17 protein-coding genes, 2 pseudogenes and 1 riboswitch are annotated in these 19,097 nt (G+C 37.0%); of the genes and pseudogenes, 18 read left to right on the forward strand and 1 reads right to left on the reverse strand.

What is annotated here, in order from left to right:
- Positions 1-53: 53 nt before the first annotated feature.
- A riboswitch (Lysine riboswitch) is annotated at positions 54-235 on the forward strand.
- Positions 236-336: 101 nt separating this feature from the next.
- The 18 genes and pseudogenes from NST60_RS11580 to NST60_RS11665 all read left to right on the forward strand — a co-directional run bounded on the left by NST60_RS11580 (position 337) and on the right by NST60_RS11665 (position 17,494).
- Positions 337-1,173, forward strand: a complete 837-nt coding sequence (locus NST60_RS11580) for a transporter substrate-binding domain-containing protein (RefSeq protein ID WP_341098814.1) — start codon at positions 337-339, stop codon at positions 1,171-1,173.
- A 606-nt stretch (positions 1,174-1,779) separates the two neighbouring features.
- A complete protein-coding gene (locus NST60_RS11585; RefSeq protein ID WP_016201541.1) occupies positions 1,780-2,523 on the forward strand; it encodes an amino acid ABC transporter permease in 744 nt (247 codons plus the stop codon).
- Positions 2,524-2,543: 20 nt separating this feature from the next.
- Positions 2,544-3,287 carry an amino acid ABC transporter ATP-binding protein gene (locus tag NST60_RS11590; RefSeq protein ID WP_016201542.1) on the forward strand — a complete coding sequence of 248 codons (744 nt, stop codon included), beginning with the start codon at positions 2,544-2,546 and terminating at the stop codon, positions 3,285-3,287.
- Positions 3,288-3,512: 225 nt separating this feature from the next.
- Positions 3,513-4,901, forward strand: coding sequence for a vWA domain-containing protein (locus NST60_RS11595; protein ID WP_169189492.1), 1,389 nt, complete (start codon positions 3,513-3,515; stop codon positions 4,899-4,901).
- Positions 4,902-5,089: 188 nt separating this feature from the next.
- Positions 5,090-6,361 carry a globin-coupled sensor protein gene (locus NST60_RS11600; protein ID WP_169189491.1) on the forward strand — a complete coding sequence of 424 codons (1,272 nt, stop codon included), beginning with the start codon at positions 5,090-5,092 and terminating at the stop codon, positions 6,359-6,361.
- A gap of 59 nt (positions 6,362-6,420) precedes the next feature.
- Positions 6,421-6,839: pseudogene (locus NST60_RS11605) on the forward strand (YhgE/Pip domain-containing protein); the annotation flags it as partial.
- 258 nt (positions 6,840-7,097) lie between these two features.
- A complete protein-coding gene (locus NST60_RS11610; RefSeq protein WP_268870224.1) occupies positions 7,098-7,610 on the forward strand; it encodes an LURP-one-related/scramblase family protein in 513 nt (170 codons plus the stop codon).
- 89 nt (positions 7,611-7,699) lie between these two features.
- Positions 7,700-8,041, forward strand: a pseudogene (locus NST60_RS11615) (zinc ribbon domain-containing protein YjdM).
- 735 nt (positions 8,042-8,776) lie between these two features.
- Positions 8,777-9,892, forward strand: a complete 1,116-nt coding sequence (locus NST60_RS11620; RefSeq protein ID WP_100525938.1) for an IS4 family transposase — start codon at positions 8,777-8,779, stop codon at positions 9,890-9,892.
- Positions 9,893-10,103: 211 nt separating this feature from the next.
- Entirely contained in the window at positions 10,104-11,057 is a 954-nt protein-coding gene (locus NST60_RS11625; RefSeq protein ID WP_341099834.1) for an ATP-binding cassette domain-containing protein, read from the forward strand.
- Positions 11,054-11,869 carry an ABC transporter permease gene (locus NST60_RS11630; protein WP_016201549.1) on the forward strand — a complete coding sequence of 272 codons (816 nt, stop codon included), beginning with the start codon at positions 11,054-11,056 and terminating at the stop codon, positions 11,867-11,869. Before NST60_RS11625 ends, NST60_RS11630 begins: the two co-directional genes overlap by 4 nt.
- 99 nt (positions 11,870-11,968) lie before the next feature.
- Entirely contained in the window at positions 11,969-12,646 is a 678-nt protein-coding gene (locus NST60_RS11635; protein ID WP_169189487.1) for a response regulator transcription factor, read from the forward strand.
- A 17-nt stretch (positions 12,647-12,663) separates the two neighbouring features.
- Entirely contained in the window at positions 12,664-13,743 is a 1,080-nt protein-coding gene (locus NST60_RS11640; RefSeq protein ID WP_341099836.1) for a sensor histidine kinase, read from the forward strand.
- A gap of 56 nt (positions 13,744-13,799) precedes the next feature.
- Complete coding sequence (locus NST60_RS11645; RefSeq protein ID WP_169189486.1) at positions 13,800-14,102, forward strand: DUF3219 family protein; 303 nt, start codon at positions 13,800-13,802, stop codon at positions 14,100-14,102.
- Positions 14,103-14,190: 88 nt separating this feature from the next.
- Positions 14,191-15,186 carry an LLM class flavin-dependent oxidoreductase gene (locus NST60_RS11650; RefSeq protein WP_169189485.1) on the forward strand — a complete coding sequence of 332 codons (996 nt, stop codon included), beginning with the start codon at positions 14,191-14,193 and terminating at the stop codon, positions 15,184-15,186.
- A 34-nt stretch (positions 15,187-15,220) separates the two neighbouring features.
- The gene (locus NST60_RS11655) at positions 15,221-16,201 is read left to right on the forward strand and encodes an LLM class flavin-dependent oxidoreductase (protein WP_341098815.1); all 981 of its coding nucleotides are present in this window, start codon (positions 15,221-15,223) and stop codon (positions 16,199-16,201) included.
- A 233-nt stretch (positions 16,202-16,434) separates the two neighbouring features.
- On the forward strand, positions 16,435-16,710 hold the full coding sequence (locus tag NST60_RS11660; protein WP_169189483.1) for a CD3324 family protein: 276 nt from the start codon (positions 16,435-16,437) through the stop codon (positions 16,708-16,710).
- Positions 16,711-16,837: 127 nt separating this feature from the next.
- Positions 16,838-17,494 (forward strand): FusB/FusC family EF-G-binding protein, encoded by a 657-nt coding sequence (locus NST60_RS11665; RefSeq protein WP_101728957.1) that lies wholly within the window; start codon positions 16,838-16,840, stop codon positions 17,492-17,494.
- A 16-nt stretch (positions 17,495-17,510) separates the two neighbouring features.
- Here NST60_RS11665 and NST60_RS11670 read toward each other — a convergent pair whose 3' ends face one another.
- Positions 17,511-18,974, reverse strand: a complete 1,464-nt coding sequence (locus NST60_RS11670) for an aminotransferase-like domain-containing protein (RefSeq protein ID WP_169189482.1) — start codon at positions 18,972-18,974, stop codon at positions 17,511-17,513.
- Positions 18,975-19,097: the final 123 nt, after the last annotated feature.

The following is a 19,097-nucleotide window of genomic DNA, read 5'->3' on the forward strand; positions in this document are numbered from 1 at the left end:
TCTCGACAAAATACGGTACTATTAAAAATAATTGAATAAGACCTCACTTTTAACAGTGAGGTAGAGGCGCGATATTTAACAGTCTTTAGCGGAGTTTGAGAAGCTATGATGCTAAGGAGAAGGAAATGTCGCCGAAGTGTGTAATATTTCTCCGTATTACATGCTGGGTCTGTAGTTAAGAGCTGCAGGACTGTCTCAATAAACCCCTTGTTTATTGAGTTGTGCTATCTCATTTGGGATAAAAGAGAGGACTTTAGGGCTATTACATATACTACGACCTGAGTTGATCTCAGGTCGTTTTTTTTGTTTTAGTAGATTAATAGGAGGAGAGACATCATGAAAAACAAGTTTACATTATTTATGGTTTTAATGGTAGGAGCTATGCTTTTATTGGCAGGATGTGGGACGAACAGTGATTCAGCTTCTGGATCATCAAATGATAATACATTTAAAGTAGGACTGGAAGCGGGTTATGCTCCATTTAACTGGACACAAAACAATGATTCTAATGGAGCTGTGAAAATCAATGGCTCTTCAGAATATGCTGGCGGATATGATGTGGAAATTGCGAAAAAAGTGGCTGAAGGTTTAGGAAAAGAATTAGTGATTGTTAAAACAGAATGGGATGGATTAGTACCAGCATTAGTTTCTGGGAAAATTGATGCGATTATCGCAGGGATGTCACCAACTGCAGAACGTAAAGAAACAATTGACTTTTCAGATAGCTATTATAAATCAAATTTAGTAATGGTTGTGAAAAAAGGAAGTAAGTATGAAAATGCTGCTTCTATCCAAGATTTCAAAGGTGCTAAAGTTACAGCACAGCTGAATACCTTTCACTATTCTGTAATTGATCAAATTGAAGGTGTAGAAAAAAAGACGGCTATGGATAACTTCCCAGCAATGAGGGTAGCGCTTGAGTCAGGAGTTATTGATGGATATGTTTCAGAACGTCCTGAAGGAGTTAGTGCCTCAACTGCAAATGACAAGTTTGCAATGGTTGAATTTAGTGATGGATTTGAAACATCGGAAGAAGATACATCTATCGCAGTTGGCCTTCAAAAGGGCAGTGATTTAACAGAGAAGATTAATAAAATTTTAGCAGATATCAAAGAAGAAGAACGTGCAAGCATAATGGATAATGCTATAAAAAATCAACCAGCAGCAGAATAAAAAGGATAAAGAGGCTGGGAAATAAGTATTCCAGTCATAGATAAACCCGAACAACTATCAAATAATCCTAAATGATTGTTCGGGTTTTATTAGTTTTATAAAAGGCTGTTTCAGTACAGTTAGTGTTAATATCCGCAGCCTGAATACACTTCGCTTTCCATGGGGCGAGCGCCGAGCCGCTTCGGCCTATGGCCTGCAGGGTCTCGGACTTTCTCGCAGCTCCCATAGGAGTCTACGTGTATTCAGGCTGCTCCATATTTCCTACTAATTCATTTTTTCTAAAAAAACAATATTTTTTAGGGAATTGCCTTTAAAAACAGAGTGGAATGGAGCGGAAGACACTCGACTCCTGCGGGAAGTAGAGCAAAACCTAAGACCCCACAGGCTTTAGCCGAGGAGGCTTAGGTTGCTCCCCGCGGAAAGCGAGTTTCTGTAGCGCAATGGAACGAATTAGTTTTTACACTTGACTATATTTAAAAACATAAATAACCATTGTATAAAAGGAACCTTTATTTAAGTGATAAATTAGAGATTGTTCGTCTTTACAGATTGGCTATCTAGTTTTGTCCCAGCCTCTTTATACAGTAAAGTAAGTGAGGAGAAAAGATGAGTCTTGAATGGATCATTAAAATAATTTCAGAGAATTGGCCTATGTTCCTTCGTGGTGCTGGTTTAACCCTTTTGATTGCCTTGATAGGGACGATTATTGGGGCAGCTATCGGATTGGTAGCAGGTGTAATTCGCACGATCCCTACACCAGAACGAGGTGCAAAAAAAGTCATTTTAAAACTGGTCAATATCATACTGTCTATCTATATTGAATTCTTCCGTGGAACACCGATGATTGTCCAAGCGATGGTTATTTATTATGGTTCTGCGCTAGCATTTGGTATAAATATGAATGTTCTTACTGCGGCGATTATTGTCGTATCGATTAATACAGGAGCTTATATGGCAGAAATTGTTCGAGGCGGAATTATTTCCGTTGATAAAGGGCAGTTTGAAGCAGCGCATGCAATTGGGATGAATCATGTTCAAGCAATGTGGAATGTTGTTTTGCCACAGGTTATTCGAAATATCCTGCCTGCAACTGGCAATCAGTTTGTTATTAATATTAAAGATACGTCCGTACTGAATGTTATTTCAGTGACAGAATTATATTTCGTGACAAAATCGATTTCAGGAAATAACTTTAGATATTTTGAATCTTTCTTTGTAGCTTGTCTCATTTATTTTGTGATGACCTTTATTGTAACGAGAATATTGCTATATATGGAGAAGAAATTAGATGGATCTGATAGCTATACGGTGATCGGAAGAGATGACCAATTAAGAGGCAAATTTAAATAATGGAAGAAGGTGAAAAACAGATGGAAAAAATTATTGATATTCAGCATCTTAATAAATCCTATGGAACACATGAAGTACTTAGAGACATTAATTTTTCTGTAACGAAAGGAGAAGTAGTTTCCATTATCGGTTCGTCTGGATCTGGTAAATCGACGCTACTTCGTTGTATTAATCTTTTAGAAAAACCAAGTGGCGGGCAAATACTCTATCATGGAGAAAATATATTGGATGATAAACATGATGTTGCGTCCTATCGAAAACACTTAGGGATGGTGTTCCAGCAGTTTAACCTATTTAACAATCATAATGTTCTCAATAATTGTGTAGTAGGACAAATAAAGGTCCTAAAGAGATCCAAAGAAGAGGCCGAGAAAGTAGCGATGCATTACTTAAACGTTGTTGGTATGGATAAGTATATTAATGCACAGCCAAAACAATTATCAGGCGGTCAAAAACAGCGAGTCGCAATAGCAAGAGCTCTTTCGATGAATCCAGATGTTATGCTGTTTGATGAGCCTACATCGGCTCTTGATCCAGAAATGGTAGGCGAGGTTTTAAAGGTCATGAAGGAACTTGCCAATTCTGGCTTAACGATGATTGTTGTAACACATGAAATGGAATTCGCAAAAGAAGTATCAGATCGAGTTATCTTTATGGATAAAGGTGTTATTGCGGAGGAAGGAAGTCCGGAGCGGATTTTTCAAAATCCTACACAAGAACGTACTAGAGAGTTTTTAAAGCGGACGATTCTGCAACCACAATAAATTTCATGATAGAAAGATAGGAAAGAAGTTACCTAAATGAATAAAGGATTTATAAATAGATGATCTCTGTTTTCTGTAGAGGTCATCTTTTTTATTTGTCAGTACTTTAATTAATAGGAATATGCACCTAACGATTCTGCTGTAAATTGTGCCCTAAGCCTTAGAAACTAATATCTCCATAGGACGTATAGAAAATAATGGATTTTTCTAGAAGGAGGGTATTAGATGAAAGCTTTACAAAGAGGGGCAATTTTAGTTTGTATTTTGTCTTTAGTGATAATCTCAGCTTGTGCAAAGGATCAAGTGCAACCGGAGAAGCTAAAAACTACTAAAACAACGACAACGGAGGAAGCTGTGGAAGAAAAAATCCCGCCTGCTGCCAAAACGGTAGAAGAAATGGTTGATCAGCAAGCAGGAGTATTAGTTGAAACACATATGGATCAGCAGTTAGAAACACTGGAAGGCTGGGACAGTCAGCAGTACCGAGATTTTCTAGAAGACACATTTAATCCGATTGCCGAGAAAGAGCTTGAGAATTATTTTATGAAACATAAAAATCTAAGCAGTGAGCAAGTGTATGATTACCTTGTTTATACGCTAGGGTCAGGAAATTATAAAAACTATTATGAGCAATTAGTTACATACGAGCATGGGTTTGTGATGCCTGAATTGCCGAGTGGTGAGGATGAAGTAACCACACAACAAAAGAAAATGAACGTTTTGGTGTTAATGGATGCAAGTGGCAGTATGAATGGGGAAATAGAAGGAAAAACAAAAATGGAGCTTGCAAAAGCAGCAATTGCGAAGTTTATGGAGCAAATTCCAAGTGATGCGAATGTTGCGTTGATTTCTTATGGACATGTTGGCTCATCGGCTGATTCAGACAAGAAAAAATCTTGTTCGGCCGTGGAATCGATATATCCGCTATCTGCCTATCAACCTAAAAATTTCACAAACTCATTAAATTCTTTTCAGGCAAGTGGCTGGACACCGTTAGCTGGGGCTATAAATGATGCTCAGAGAATATTGGCGTCCTATTCTGCAGATGAGTACGAAAATTTGGTTTATATGGTGAGTGATGGAGTGGAAACATGTGATGGAGACCCTGTTACTGCTGCTAAACAACTACAAAATCAAAGTATTAAGGCTAAAGTAAATATCATTGGATTTGACGTAGATAACGAAGGCCAAAAGCAATTAAAACAAGTGGCCGATTCTGGTGGTGGGGAGTATGTGACAGTGAACGATCCAGCTGATTTGGAAGTGCAAATTACAAAAAAATGGCAGCCTACGATTGGGGAGCTTGTTTGGACACAAGGGGTGACGTTACAGCAAATGACTGCGGCGATGGAGAGGATGAATGAGATTTATAATCCTCTATATAGGGTTTCCGATGCAGAATGGAATCGAATTAAAGATGCAGCGTATTTCTTGCATGATGAGAAAGTGATTACCGATGATGTAGAAAAACAAGTTTTGAAATTAGCTCATTCACAGCACGATTTGCGAAATAAGCACTTCCAAGCTATAAAGGAAGAAAAGGAGTCGGAAAGAGATCGAGCAGCAAAAGAAATTAACGATAAGGTAGAAAAATGGCGTCAGCAATGGCAATAGGAGTATAGAGGAAGCAGGAAATTACACGAAAAGCAGTTCTTCCATTGTTTCATTTTTAATGAATAATAGAAAGTAACTGCTTTTATTTTTCAGGAGTTAATACCTATAATTGAGTCTTTTTGCCTATATTGGTAAATGGTATAATAGTTACATTATATACATTTATTAACAGCAGGGAGAGACTCGTAATGCCGTTATTAGGAAAGAAAAAGGCTGAATTGTTATTTTCATCTTTAGATAACGTAGTGGTAGATTTTAATTTGCCAAAGGAATTGCTAACTCAAATTGAAATGATAGGCTTAACAGAAATGGATGTTAAACGATTGTTCGTTTTAAAACCAATAGTAGAAAGCGAAGCGCAAAATTTAGTGAATTCCTTTTATGAGACTGTCATGAAAGAACCTACTTTAATTACGATCATTAATACCTATAGCGATGTTGAAAAACTTGGAAAAACATTGTATCACCATATTACAGAAATATTTTCTGGGAAAGTGAATGAATCATATGTTATACAGAGAAAAAGAATTGCGCATGTTCATGTCAAAATAGGGTTAGGAACGAAATGGTATGTGAACGCTTTCCAACATTTATTGAATGCGATTGTAGAAGTTTTTTATCGAGAAATCCAAAATAAAAATGAATTGTATGAGGCTGTTCGCTCCCTTCAAAAAATCTTTAGTTTAGAGCAACAATTAGTATTAGAAGCGTATGAAATAAAGGAAGAATCCAATCGTCTAGTAAAAGAAAAAGAAAAAGAGAAAATACAAGAAAAGTTGAGGGAAACTGCCCATGAATTATCTGCTATCACACAAGAAACGAGTTCTTCCTTACAAGGTCTGATTAGCCAATTTGATAAAATTCAAATGTTAGCCAATGGTGGGAACCAGGCTATTCAAAAGGTAGAGGACTTGTCTGAAGAGGGAAAAAATAGAATGGGACAAGAAAAGGAATCTGCCACAGCGATCAAAAATCAGATTGTTGTTCTGCAGGATGAGATTAGTCAAATGAGCCGAGTTAGTCAAAAAATTGATCATGTAGTAGACGTTGTTGCTTCCATTGCTAATCAAATTAATCTTTTAGCACTAAATGCATCGATTGAATCGGCACGCGCTGGTGAACATGGCAAGGGGTTTGCAGTAGTAGCAGGTGAAATAAGAAAATTATCGAATATGACAAAACAATCTACGGAAGAAATTGCTTCTTTTGTTAAAGAAATTTCTCAACAGGTCAAAAAGGTAAATGGGTCTGTCACTACCTTTAACGAGGATATCGTGAAAAATCAAAAAATAACAGAAGAAACAATTGAGTTCTTCAATCAAATTGTTTATGCTGTCAAACATTCAAAATATAAAACAGAAGTAATATTTAAGGAAATTAAAAATAGTAACTTAATTGTAAATCAACTTCATGAAACAACAAATGAAATAACACATACGGCTGAAATGTTAGTTAAATAACAAAGCTGCGAATGGGACAAAGCCGCTTAAGGAAGGCACAGATAAGCTAATGGACGGATATGTTTTCTGAACCAGTAGTACTCGAACAGCAAAATGTTTCCACTGTGCCAAACTACGGATCGGGTATCGCACCTTACTTCTTGTCACTTGCCTTTTTTGTAGGTGGGGATAATGGCATCCAATATTCTTCCTCTTGGAAAACGAAAAGAGCAGATTGTAAATGGAACCCATCATTTAGTTAACAAACTAGGATTGGTTTATACGATTGGATTTGTTCAAGCGATTATCGTAGATATTATTGTTTTAAGTGTGTTTAAGCTGGAAGTAGCAAGTGTTCCATTATTTGTACTTTAATTGGCATGAGCTTCAAACCCAATTATTTATTTTGGTGACTTATCTTGCAATAGCTGGGATCATTGCATGGATTGCAAGTCATATCCAGCATCGAGAAACGTCTGTTCAAAGTTCGCTTTCTTAAAGACCAAAACAGGCGACATAAGCTATCCTGTTTTAAATGACTTTGATTTAAAAGTGGAAGGAAAAGGTATGTAAACATCTTCGTTTACATACCTTTTTTCACTATGGGAGGTATTACGTCATAAAGTGTTGAATATAGGAATGAAATGACCATTTATACAAACGGTCTCCATTCTAAATAGTGATTTTAAGTTGATTTCCATGTTATAACAATTGATTATTATATGAAATAAGGCAAACCAATTTAGCAAACTGCTATATCAGGAGGTATAAAATGAAACAACTTTATATAAAGCAAAAGGTGTTTAGTTTAAGTGGTAAATTTACAGTTAAGGATCAGCAGGAGAAGGATGTTTATTATGTAGAGGGAAGTTTTATGAAAATTCCTAAGACCTTCTCTATTAGGGATGAAAACAAAAATGAAATTGCGCTTATTACGAAAAAGGTATTAAGCTTTTTACCAAAGTTTTTTGTTGAAATAAATGGTCAAGAAGTCCTGACTATTAAGAAAGAGTTTTCCTTTTTTAAAGCACGATATAATATTGAGGCAGCAGGTATGGAGGTACTTGGTAACTGGTGGGATATGGATTTTCAAGTATTACAAAATGGGAAAGTCATCGGTAAAGTAAATAAAGAGTGGTTCACTTGGGGAGATAGTTATAAGGTACAAATTTTAAATGAAGAGTTAGAGACGATTGTTATTGCCCTCGTCATCGCAATTGATTGTGTGAAAGCAGATGAAGCAGCTGCAGCTTCATCATCAACCCATTAACATTAAGTAGAGGTAAGGTCCCTCTGAGGATCCCTTTTTGTTATAATAGTATCCTTAATACCAATTCAATTTGTGGAGGAGTAATAAGAATGAGCAATTTGCCTAATTGTCCAAAATGCGAATCAGAATATACATAAGATGATGGGACGTTTTTGGTTTGTCCAGAATGTGGACATGAGTGGACGTTTAGTACTGAAACCGAAATAGACGGAGACAGCAGAGTTATTAAAGATGCAAATGGAAATGTTTTGAATGATGGAGATACGGTTACTGTTATCAAGGATTTAAAAGTAAAAGGTAGCTCTTCGGTTCTAAAGCAAGGAACAAAGGTGAAAAATATTCGCTTAGTTGATGGTGACCACGATATTGACTGTAAAATTGTTGGTTTTGGTGCAATGAAATTAAAATCAGAATTTGTGAAAAAAATATAAAGTGAGAATCAAGGGGACGGTTCTACTGTTTCCCTTAAAAGTCCTCAGAAGAACCGTACCTCTGCCTTACTTCGTATCAAATGCATCTACATTTTCAATGGGGAAAATGGATTGGAAAGGTAGATGGCTATCACCGATTTGTTTTGTCTCTCTACTATGAATTTGATATTCTAGCATTTGTTCAATGTTTAACTCTCCCCTTTCGTCTCAGCATTTAGGATAGTATAGTCTGTAATAAGTTGGTTTTCTCTTTGCTCCACATCAGTTACCTTCATTTTATAATCAAACCGTTTAATTTCCTGCTGAATAATGCCCGAATATCTTTTGCTAAGCGGTTATCACAATGTTTCGCAGATAAAACATCTGCATGACTTTTGGATAACCGATTTTCCTTTTATAACAGAATCTGTAACCTAGTCATCTTTTGTTTTTCTATCGAAGTCATAGTAGCGGACCATTGCTGTTATTCATTTCCCCCAAAAAAAGTCCCCCTAAGAACCGTCTCTCTGCTTCCCTCGTTCATATGGAGTTCATATTTGTGTTTTATTATCGCTTCATCAGATGAAGAGGAGGATTTACTTTGAATCAAATTATCACTAGTGTTGCATTAATTTAATTTCATTATTAAAAATACTCGAAATGTTCACTTTTATTATTTTATGCATAGAAAAAGTCCTTTATAATGGATAAGTCAGGTGGTAACCCGTCCAAATCCACTAAAAAAGGACCAATCTCATGGACAAGATTACACGAAAAACTTCATTTGGACAATGGTTTTCACCAATAAATCTTCAATTATTTGAAGAAAACGTGAAAACGTTGAAATTAGATTTCTATACGAAAAAACTAACGACAGAGTCATTTCTAAAATTATTACTTTTTGCGCAGCTAGAAGAAGTCGAAAGTCTGCATGCGCTGAGCGATTGTCTTTTCGATGATCAACTGCAAAAGGGCATTGATCTTGATTCTATCAGTATTTCCCAACTCTCACGCCGTTTAAATGGCATGAATCCAGACTTATTCCAAAAGCTTTTCCTTGATTTAGTTTCACAAATTCATGCCAAAACGCACAACACGAAACTTGTGATGCCATTAAAAATCATTGATTCAAGCACATTGCCTCTCAATTTGACTAATCATAAATGGGCAAAATTCCGCAAAACAAAAGCGGGTGTTAAATTGCACTTACGCCTTGTGTTTATGGAAAAAGGTATATCCTATCCCGAAAAGGCCATTATGACAACGGCCAAAGAACATGACCGCGGTCAGCTTGAAGTAATGGTTGATGACAAGGAATGTATGTATGTGTTTGACCGTGGTTACTTAGACTACGAACGCTTTGATCGGATGACAGATGACGGCTACTTTTTCCTTTCTAGGCTGCGAAAAAACGCAGTCATACGGGAGGTTTACGATTTTAAACTACCCGAGAATACATCTGTTTTGTCGGATCAAATGGTGTTGATTGGTACGACGCAAAACCGTGCCGAAAATTACTTTCGTCTTCTAAAAGTGATTGATTCAAAAGGAAATGAGCTTCATTTAATCACAAATCGTTTTGATTTAAGTGCTGAAGAAATCTCAAAGATGTATAAATCACGCTGGGCGATTGAGTTATTTTTCAAATGGATTAAACAACATCTCCATATCAAAAAGTTTTACGGCCAAAGCGAATGGGCAATTCAGAATCAAGTGTTTATCGCACTTATTGTTTTTTGCCTGCATGTTCTCGCACAAATCGAGACAAAAAGTAAACGAAAAACCCTACAAATTAGCCGATATTTACGGGCAGCTTTGTGGAAACCAGCACATATTTGGCTTCGAAAGATTGAAGGAAAAACCATTCCTTAATAAACAAATTGTCGTCGTCTCTTAAGTCTAATTGTAAAAAATTTCCAAATGGATGGATCCACCTTTAGTTGGGTATTTACTTTTTTGGCTCTTAACAGGGGACATATTTAAACTGAATATTCTAACAACATTTATGCAACACTAGTGTCAAATTATAAATAATAAAAAGATTATAGATAGTAGTGAATGGGCTGTGGAGGCTCGTGGTTTGATGAAGGTATTTGGTGATAATCGGGCGGTTGATGGGGTGGATTTGAATGTTCGCGCTGGTTCGATTTATGGTGTGCTTGGCCCAAATGGAGCTGGGAAAACGACCACGATTAGAATGCTTGCAACATTACTGAAGGCAGATGCTGGTTCAGCAAAAATCTTTGGTTACGATATAGTAAAGGAACCGCAGCTTGTTCGCCAATTAATTGGTGTTACAGGTCAGTACGCTTCTGTTGATGAGTCATTAAGTGCTACGGAGAACCTAATTATTTTTTCTCGTCTATTAGGCTTAGGGCGAGCTGAAGCGAAGCGTAAAGCAATGGATTTACTAGAAGAGTTTGGTTTAATAGAAGCGGCAAAACGTCCATTGAAGAATTTCTCTGGCGGAATGCGCAGAAGGCTTGATTTAGCTGCCAGTCTCATTGCCCAACCACCGCTTATCTTTTTAGATGAACCAACAACTGGGCTAGATCCGCGAACCCGCAACCAAATGTGGGATACAATCCGAAAGTTAATTAATGGGGGCTCGACAGTACTACTAACGACACAATATCTTCAAGAGGCAGATGAACTAGCGGACCGAGTTGCGGTTATCGATCATGGGAAAGTAGTTGCGGAAGGAACCGTAAATGATTTGAAGGAATCAATCGGTACATCATCCTTACATTTAAGTATACAAAACGAGCAGTATATGCAGGATGCTCGCTTAATCGTGGAGCGTGTGCTTAACGTCCAATCAGCTGTTTCAGCAGAAGGTGGAAAAATCACAGCACCTATGGCCGATGCTGATAAAGTAACAGATTTGCTAATTACCTTAAAAGAGGCTGGTATTCAATTAGCTGAGCTAAGTGTACAGAAGCCAACATTAGATGAGGTTTTCCTATCTATCACTGGTTCAAAAGAAAATATCGCAGATACTACGAATAAATCTAGTAAAGTGGAGGAATTAGTATGAGCAGCACTATCATAAAACCAGCTCATGAACGGAAACTTCGTGGAAACTCAAGTTTTCGCCAAGCGGTTAGAAATTCATTAACAATGGCTTACAGAGGTTTGCTTAAGATAAAGCGTACACCTGAACAATTATTCGATGTTACATTGCAGCCGATTATTTTTACTCTTATGTTTACGTATATATTTGGCGGGGCTATTTCTGGAAATGTGCAAAACTATTTGCCTGTTATTATTCCAGGCATTCTCGTCCAAACTGTTATTACCACTTCTGTTGTGACAGGAGTACAGCTCAGGGAGGACATGGATAAAGGGGTCTTTGATCGGTTTAAGTCCTTGCCGATTGCCCGGATCGCACCTTTAGCTGGAGCATTATTAGCTGATACGATTCGATATACCATTGCAACAACTCTTACATTTACAATGGGATATGTTATGGGCTACCGACCAGAAGGTGGTATAGGCTTTGTGATCCTAGCAGGACTTCTTGTCATTGTCTGTTCTTGGGCAATTAGCTGGATCTTTGCTTTCTTGGGTGTTATTTCACGCACAGCTTCAAGTGTGCAAGGGATCTCAATGATTGTTTTATTTCCGCTAACCTTTCTTTCTAATGCCTTTGTACCAGCTGATACAATGCCTAATATACTTCAATGGTTTGTAAAAGTTAATCCAATTTCGCATTTAGTTACAGCAGTAAGAGATTTAACGAACAATGGCACAATGGGATGGGATTTCACGATCTCCCTAATTGGGGCAGCAGTCATCGTAGCAATTTTTGCGCCAATTACAGTACGAGCTTATATGCGACGTGCATGAGTTTTAGTAAGAAGAAATGGTAGAATAAAGAATAATCAAATGGATAGGAACGGCCATTAATTTGGCGGTTCTCCTTATTTTTTAAAAGGGATGAAGTGTATGGCAAAAATATTAATCGTAGATGATGATCCACATATTCGGGAATTAATCCGCATCATTCTGGCGAAGGAGGGTCTTTCCATTGTAGAGGCAGAAGATGGAGAAGTTGCTATGACTTTATTAGAGCAAGATAAAATGGATTTAATTATCCTCGATATTATGATGCCAAATATGGATGGATGGACATTTTGTCGAGAAGTACGAACCAATTATACGGATACAATGCCAATTTTAATGTTGACTGCAAAAGGAGAAACAACCCAAAAGGTAAAGGGCTTTGATCTCGGAGCGGACGATTACTTAGTAAAGCCATTTGCTCCGGCCGAATTACTAGCAAGGGTAAAAGCGCTTCTTAAGCGCTATCAAATTACTCTCTCCAATCGGATTGTGATTGGAGATGTCACTATTGATCGTGATTCTTATAAAGTCTCTATTGGCGCCGAAGAAATTACGTTGCCTTTAAAGGAATTTGAACTATTATTTAAACTTGCAACCCATCAAAAGAAAACTTTCTCGAGAGAACAATTGATTGAAGACATATGGGGCTTTGATTATGAAGGAGATGAGCGCACAGTTGATGTTCATATAAAACGCTTGCGACAGCGGTTTTCTCAAGAAGAATGCCCCTTTAAGATAATAACAATCCGTGGTCTCGGTTATCGTTTGGAGGGAAAATAGTGAAGTTCTCACAATTTATGAAACGAACAGCAGGCTTCCTTTCAATCATTGTATTTTTACTAGTATGCTGGTCACTAGCTTATTGGCTAACTGCATGGCTTTATGATGCAATTCAAATAACTCCTAGTGAATTCATCAGACAGTTAATAAATTCGATCGTTGGATTTTTCTTCTTTGGTTGTTGTATAGCAATTATCACAAGAATTCCATGGGTAAAATCAAGACAAGAGAAACACCTGCATCCAATCATTCAAGCAATAAAAATGATTGCAGAAGGAAATTTTAAGATTGATCTTTCTTATTATAAAAGTCAGTTTCGTGAAGGAGATGATGATCATCCCTATTATCAAATCGTATCAAGCATCAGTGATATGGCAGAAAAATTAGGAGAAATGGAAGAAATGCGTCAGGAATTTATCTCGAATGTGTCCCATGAAATCCAGTCTCCCTTAACGTCTATTAGTGGTTTTGCCCATACCTTGAAAAATGATGATTTAAGTCCAGAAGAACGAAAACATTATTTACATATTATTGAAATGGAAAGTACACGCTTGTCCAAATTAAGTGAAAATCTATTAAAGCTTACCTCTTTAGAATCGGAACACTTGCCTTTGGATCAAAGAGAATACCGATTAGATCACCAGCTTCGTCGTATTATTCTTGCTAACGAGCCACAATGGACAGAAAAAGAAATCAATATGGATATCTCGCTTGAGGACGTAAAAGTCACTGCAGATGAAGTTATGCTGGATCAAGTATGGATTAATTTACTGCATAATAGTATAAAATTCACGCCCACAAAAGGTACTATAGCAGTCGAGGCATTTAAATCGGATAATGGAAGCATCACTGTTAAAATAAAAGACACAGGAATCGGCATAGAACAAGAATCACTCATGCATATATTTGAACGATTTTATAAAGCAGATAAATCAAGAAATCGAAAAGCTGGAGGAAATGGACTCGGTCTTTCGATTGTCAAAAAAATAATTGATTTACACAAAGGCGAAATCCAAGTCCAAAGTGAAGTAGGAAAAGGAACAGAAGTAACGGTGAAAATAGGGAAGCAGAGGGACGGTTCTACTGAGGTCAATTAAACGGATCTTATAAGAAACGTCCCTCTGCTTCCACTTCTAAATAAGGAGTGAGTAACATGGTAAATAAAGTTGTCTTAAATGATTTTGAATTAACTGTTTCCAATTATAAAGAGAAAAAGATGAAAAGTAATAAGACCGAGAAGTATTTAATGCTCGTTAGTTTTGAATTTGAAGTAAGTGGTGGGGAAGAATACCATGTAGTGACGAAGTTTTTATATGAAAATGTTTTTGATGTAAGTATCCCAAATAAGCAATTGAATTTTAGAGGGAAAATCAATCAGTATTCTACTTCTTATACCGATTTCTCAGATGAAAATAGTATAAGTGAATTCTTTTTAGAATTGAAAGAAGTGGAATGAATTTACAAATATAATAGACAAACAGATCGCTGTTAATCGTTTTTATGATCTGTTTTTTGCTTATTTATACAACAGGGAGGTCTGTCAGATGAAGTTAAGTATTTTAGACCAAGCTCCAGTTTTATCTGGAAAAACGGCGCAAGAGGCACTTCTGGAATCGATGAAACTTGCACAATTTGGAGAAAAACTCGGTTACACAAGATACTGGATTGCAGAGCATCATGATTTCCCAGGTCTTGCTAGCTCTGCTCCAGAAGTCGTACTAGGATACATAGGAGCTAATACAGAAAAGATAAGAATTGGAGCTGGAGCTATATTATTACCACATTATAAGCCTTATAAAGTGGCCGAAACGTTTAATGTGCTGGCAACCTTATTTCCAAATCGAATTGATCTAGGAATAGGTCGAGCACCAGGCGGATCTGCTGAAGCTTCGATTGCTCTTTCTGGGAATTTTTTAGAAAATGTCCGGAATATGCCGGAATCCATTAAAGACCTTCTACATTTTTTATATAATAATTATCCATCTGATCAGATGTTTTCCAAAATAACTGCACATCCTCTTCCCATTGTTCCCCCTGTCCCTTGGATTCTAGGGACGAGCGAAAAAAGTGCTATCCAAGCTGCAAATTATGGGACAGCCTACGCATTTGGACACTTTATGAGCGAAAAAGATGGAATGGAGATTGTAAATACATATAGAAATGCATTTCGAAAAAGCGGAGGTATTCAAAAGCCCGAAGCTATCGTAACTGTATCAGTTATTTGTGCGGAAACAACCGAACAAGCAGAGGAACTTGCTTTAAGTTGGTTTCTATCGAAAATTAAAATAGATACAGGCGAAAAAACTAAAGGAATTCCAACAATAGAAGAAGCAAGAAACTATTCTTTTACTAGCGATGAAAAAGATAGAATAAAAGAAATGCGAAAAAAGATGATTATAGGGAATCCAAAAGAGGTTAAAGAGCAATTGGTTGACTTACAATCAGCGTATAATGCAGATGAAATGATGATTATTACTATTACTAATAGTTATGAAAGCCGAAAAAAATCCTATCAGCTTATTGCAAAAGAGCTATGGTAATCTTTCTAAAATGTGAGGAAAGAAGGGGATTCAAATGAAGTTGAGTGTACTTGATCAGTCTGTTATTAGTAAAAATTTGCATGCAGCGAATGCTCTTCAAAATACGATTTATTTGGCAAAAAGAACAGAGGAATTAGGATACACTCGGTTTTGGGTTGCTGAGCATCATAATTCAAATGGAATCGCGGGGACTTCTCCAGCGGTACTTATATCGAGTATTGCCTCTCAAACAAACAGGATACGTGTCGGTTCTGGTGGTGTTTTGCTTCCCCAGTACAGTCCATTTAAAATAGCGGAAGATTTTAAGGTGTTAGAAGCGTTATATCCTAACCGAATCGATTTAGGCATTGGGCGTTCACCAGGCGGATCTACTCCCACTCGATTAGCCCTTACAGATGGGATGAGGAAAAGCTTGAATGAGTTCCCACGACAAGTAACGGAACTTCAAAATTATTTAGCAAATACCCCGCTTGGTCTTGAAGTTCGAGCATATCCCTCCATTGAAACACAACCGGAAATATGGATGTTAGGTGTCTCACAGCGAGGAGCCAGATTAGCCGCGGAAAAAGGAACTGCTTTTACATATGGACATTTTATCAATCCAATTAGCGGAAGCATTGCGATGAAGCATTATCGGGAGAACTTCCAGCCATCTGGCACTCTTGCTAATCCAAAAGCAAATATATGTGTTTTTGTTGTATGTGCACCTACACAAGAAGAAGCAGAAGAAATGGCAATGAGCCAAGATCTTTGGCTGTTAGCAGTGGAAAAAGGAGAAGATACCTTTATTCTCTCGAAAGAAGAGGCAAAAAGGGCAGACCTTTCAGAAGAAGACAGAGAAATCGTAAGGAAAAACCGAAAACGAGCAATAATTGGAACGCCAGAAAAAGTAAAAGAAGAGCTTGTCCGATTAAGTGAAAACTATCAAACGGATGAATTTATGATTATAACAAATATTTATGATTTTGAAGAAAAACTGCAATCTTATACATTACTAGCACAAGCAGTTCTTTGATATTTGGTTTAAACACTCGATAAAATTAGCTATAATAATGATAAAAGGGGGTGCTTACAGTTGGAGAATCACATACGATTGTCTGATACTACTTCCACTCATGCAAAGCCTATTATTAGAAAGGCGATACTTTGCATGGGGCGAAACGATTAAATTTATCGCTAACAAAGATTTCTAATATTTTGGCTTTGCACCTTATTTTAGACAAAATTAAAAATAAGGGAGCGGGCAAATTGAAATATACGAATGCAAACAATGTTTTACCTGAAAAACTTATTGCCGAAATTCAAAAATATGTTCAAGGTGAGACTTTATATATACCTAAGCAAGAAAACGCCTATAAGAAGTGGGGAACATCTAGTGGCGGCAGAAAAATGCTGGATCGCAGGAATCATGCAATAAAAGCAGCCTTTGCAAAGGGAAGCACGATTTATGCTTTGGCGAAGGAGCATCATCTTTCAACAGAAACGATTAAGAAAATCGTGTATTCAAATAAGAATGAGGGATAGCACTGATGAGGTTCATCAGTGCTTTTTTATGTAGAGATTGTTTCTAAGTCATCTTTTCCATTTTAGAAAGGTAGGAACTTTATTAAAATAGTAAGAGGGGCGCAACCAATGATAGGAGAGAATGCATATGACAGAACAATTTATAAAAAATGAACAGCTGAATTTTATTGAAAAACAGATTGCAATCATTAAGGATAGTTCCAATAAAAACTTGCCAAAGACGGTGCTAACCGCAGTAATAGATTTAGCAAATGCAAAAATTTTGGATCTCTTTCCTCAAGCATCACTTGAACAGCAAGAGTTGTTAGATATTACAAAATGGAATACAAAGGAAGAGTATGAGCGATATATCGAACAGTTAACTGCTTGTTTACTACCATTTCCCAAAATTACAGAGCAGCAGCTCAAAAAATTATTTCCCAAGCAAAAAAAATTAAGGTTACCTGATTTATCAACGATAGATCACAATAAATTAACTTTTTTAAGTTGGAATGATTTGAAATCTAATAAAAAAGTTATTATTTATGATCTAGAAGGAACATTAGTTGGGACGGAAGGAAAAATGACACCGACGAGTAAAAAAAATATTTGTTCCTTCTGTAACTGCTTTGGAGAAGTAGCCTATTTTTCAACTGTGACAAAAGAAAAAAGGCCCAAAAATGCAGATTATTACAAAGCCATTGGCAATCTAATTTGCACAGATAGCAATGAATGCAATAAGAACATAACCAATACCGAATATTTGCGAGAATTTTTGAAGACTGCGGAGGGACGGTTCTACTAAGGACTATTAAATGCCCTCAGTAGAACCGTCTCCGTGCTTCCCTTTTGATAATTTGTGCTAAGGCTATCAATCCTCTCTCCAACTCATCGAATGAGGCGTAGGAATAGGATAATCGTAGATGCTGGTCATCTGTTTTATCGTATACGATTCCTGGATTGATAAGAATTCCGTCTTTAAGGGCTAGAGAAAATAGCCTTTGTGAAGAGATGCTTAGCTTTAATTTTAGCCATATATAAAACCCACCTTTCGGCAATGTCCATGTGGCGATATCAGAAAAATATTTCTTTAATAGTTCATTTGTAAAATCTCTTCTATGTCTAAGCTCGTCTCTTATATTAATTAAAAATTCCTCATACCAACCTTTGCTCAGCCATTTTTCTACAGCAAATTGAGATAAGGTACTGGAACCATAATCTGTTTGCATTTTAATATCAGCCAAATGACCAATCACTGCCTCCGGACCTACTATCCATCCGATTCGAAGTCCTGGGCTTAATGATTTGGACATGCTCCCAATATAGAGAACATTTCCTTGGAAATCATGAGCTTTTAGAGGCTTAGGTGGTGGGATGTCTAACCATAAATCTCCGTATACATCATCCTCAATGATAGGGATTTTTTCCATTTGGCTAACTGCTATTAAATCTTTCCGTCTTCTTTCAGACATTACAATACCTGTTGGATTATGAAAATTAGGTATCGTATAAAGTAACCCCGCTTTATGTTGCTTCTTTAGTCGTCCGATAGTATCAAATGTTACCCCTTCTTCATCAAGTGGTAGGCCAAGTAAATGCATCCCAGCCGATTGGAATACATGGATGGAATTTAAATAAGATGGTGTTTCATGAAAGATTGTAGAGCCTCTTTTTAATAGCCCAATAGATAGCAATTGCAGTGCCTGCAGTCCGCCAGAAACAATTAAAATCGATTCAGATGAAGCAATGATTCCTTTCTTGCTTAAATAGGCACTGACTGTTTGGCGCAAAGCAAAGCTTCCCTTTGGTTCCGTGTAGCCAAGAGATAAGCTTTGCTTCTCATTAAATTGAAAAGTTTCTTCCATCCGTCCTTTAGGTAGCAGTTCTGGGGAAAGTTCCCCCGTACCTAGCCTAATCATATGGGGATTTGCTTCCGCTTTATTAATTTCTTGGATGATGGAAATATTCGGTTGGTGAATTCCTGATTTAACATAACTGATCCAATCAGGAGGAGGTGTGGCTGCAAGTAGACCCCATGTATTATTTATTATCTTTGTACCACTTCCCACTTTCGCTTCCATTAAGCCATCTGCAGCCAATTCTTCAAGTACTGCTACAATGGTGCTTCGATTCACTTGAAATTGTTTGGCTAAGTTGCGTTGAGAAGGAAGTTTCATACCGATTGTCCATTCACCATGCTGTATTTTTGTTTTCATATATGCAGTTATTTGTTGATGCAACGAGACAGTAGAATTCTTTTGTGGCTTCCATTCTATTTCTGCCATAAAAGTGTGCTCCTCTTCTTTGTTTTCTCTTATTTTACCAAAATGGTTGGGTTGGTGACCATCCAATTGGATGGAGACAAGAAAACGATTCTCCGCTATGCTGAATAAAGCAGAGGGGGAAGA

Origin of the sequence: Niallia sp. FSL W8-1348 (genome assembly GCF_038006745.1) — a bacterium.
Classification (GTDB): Bacteria; Bacillota; Bacilli; order Bacillales; family Cytobacillaceae; genus Niallia; species Niallia alba.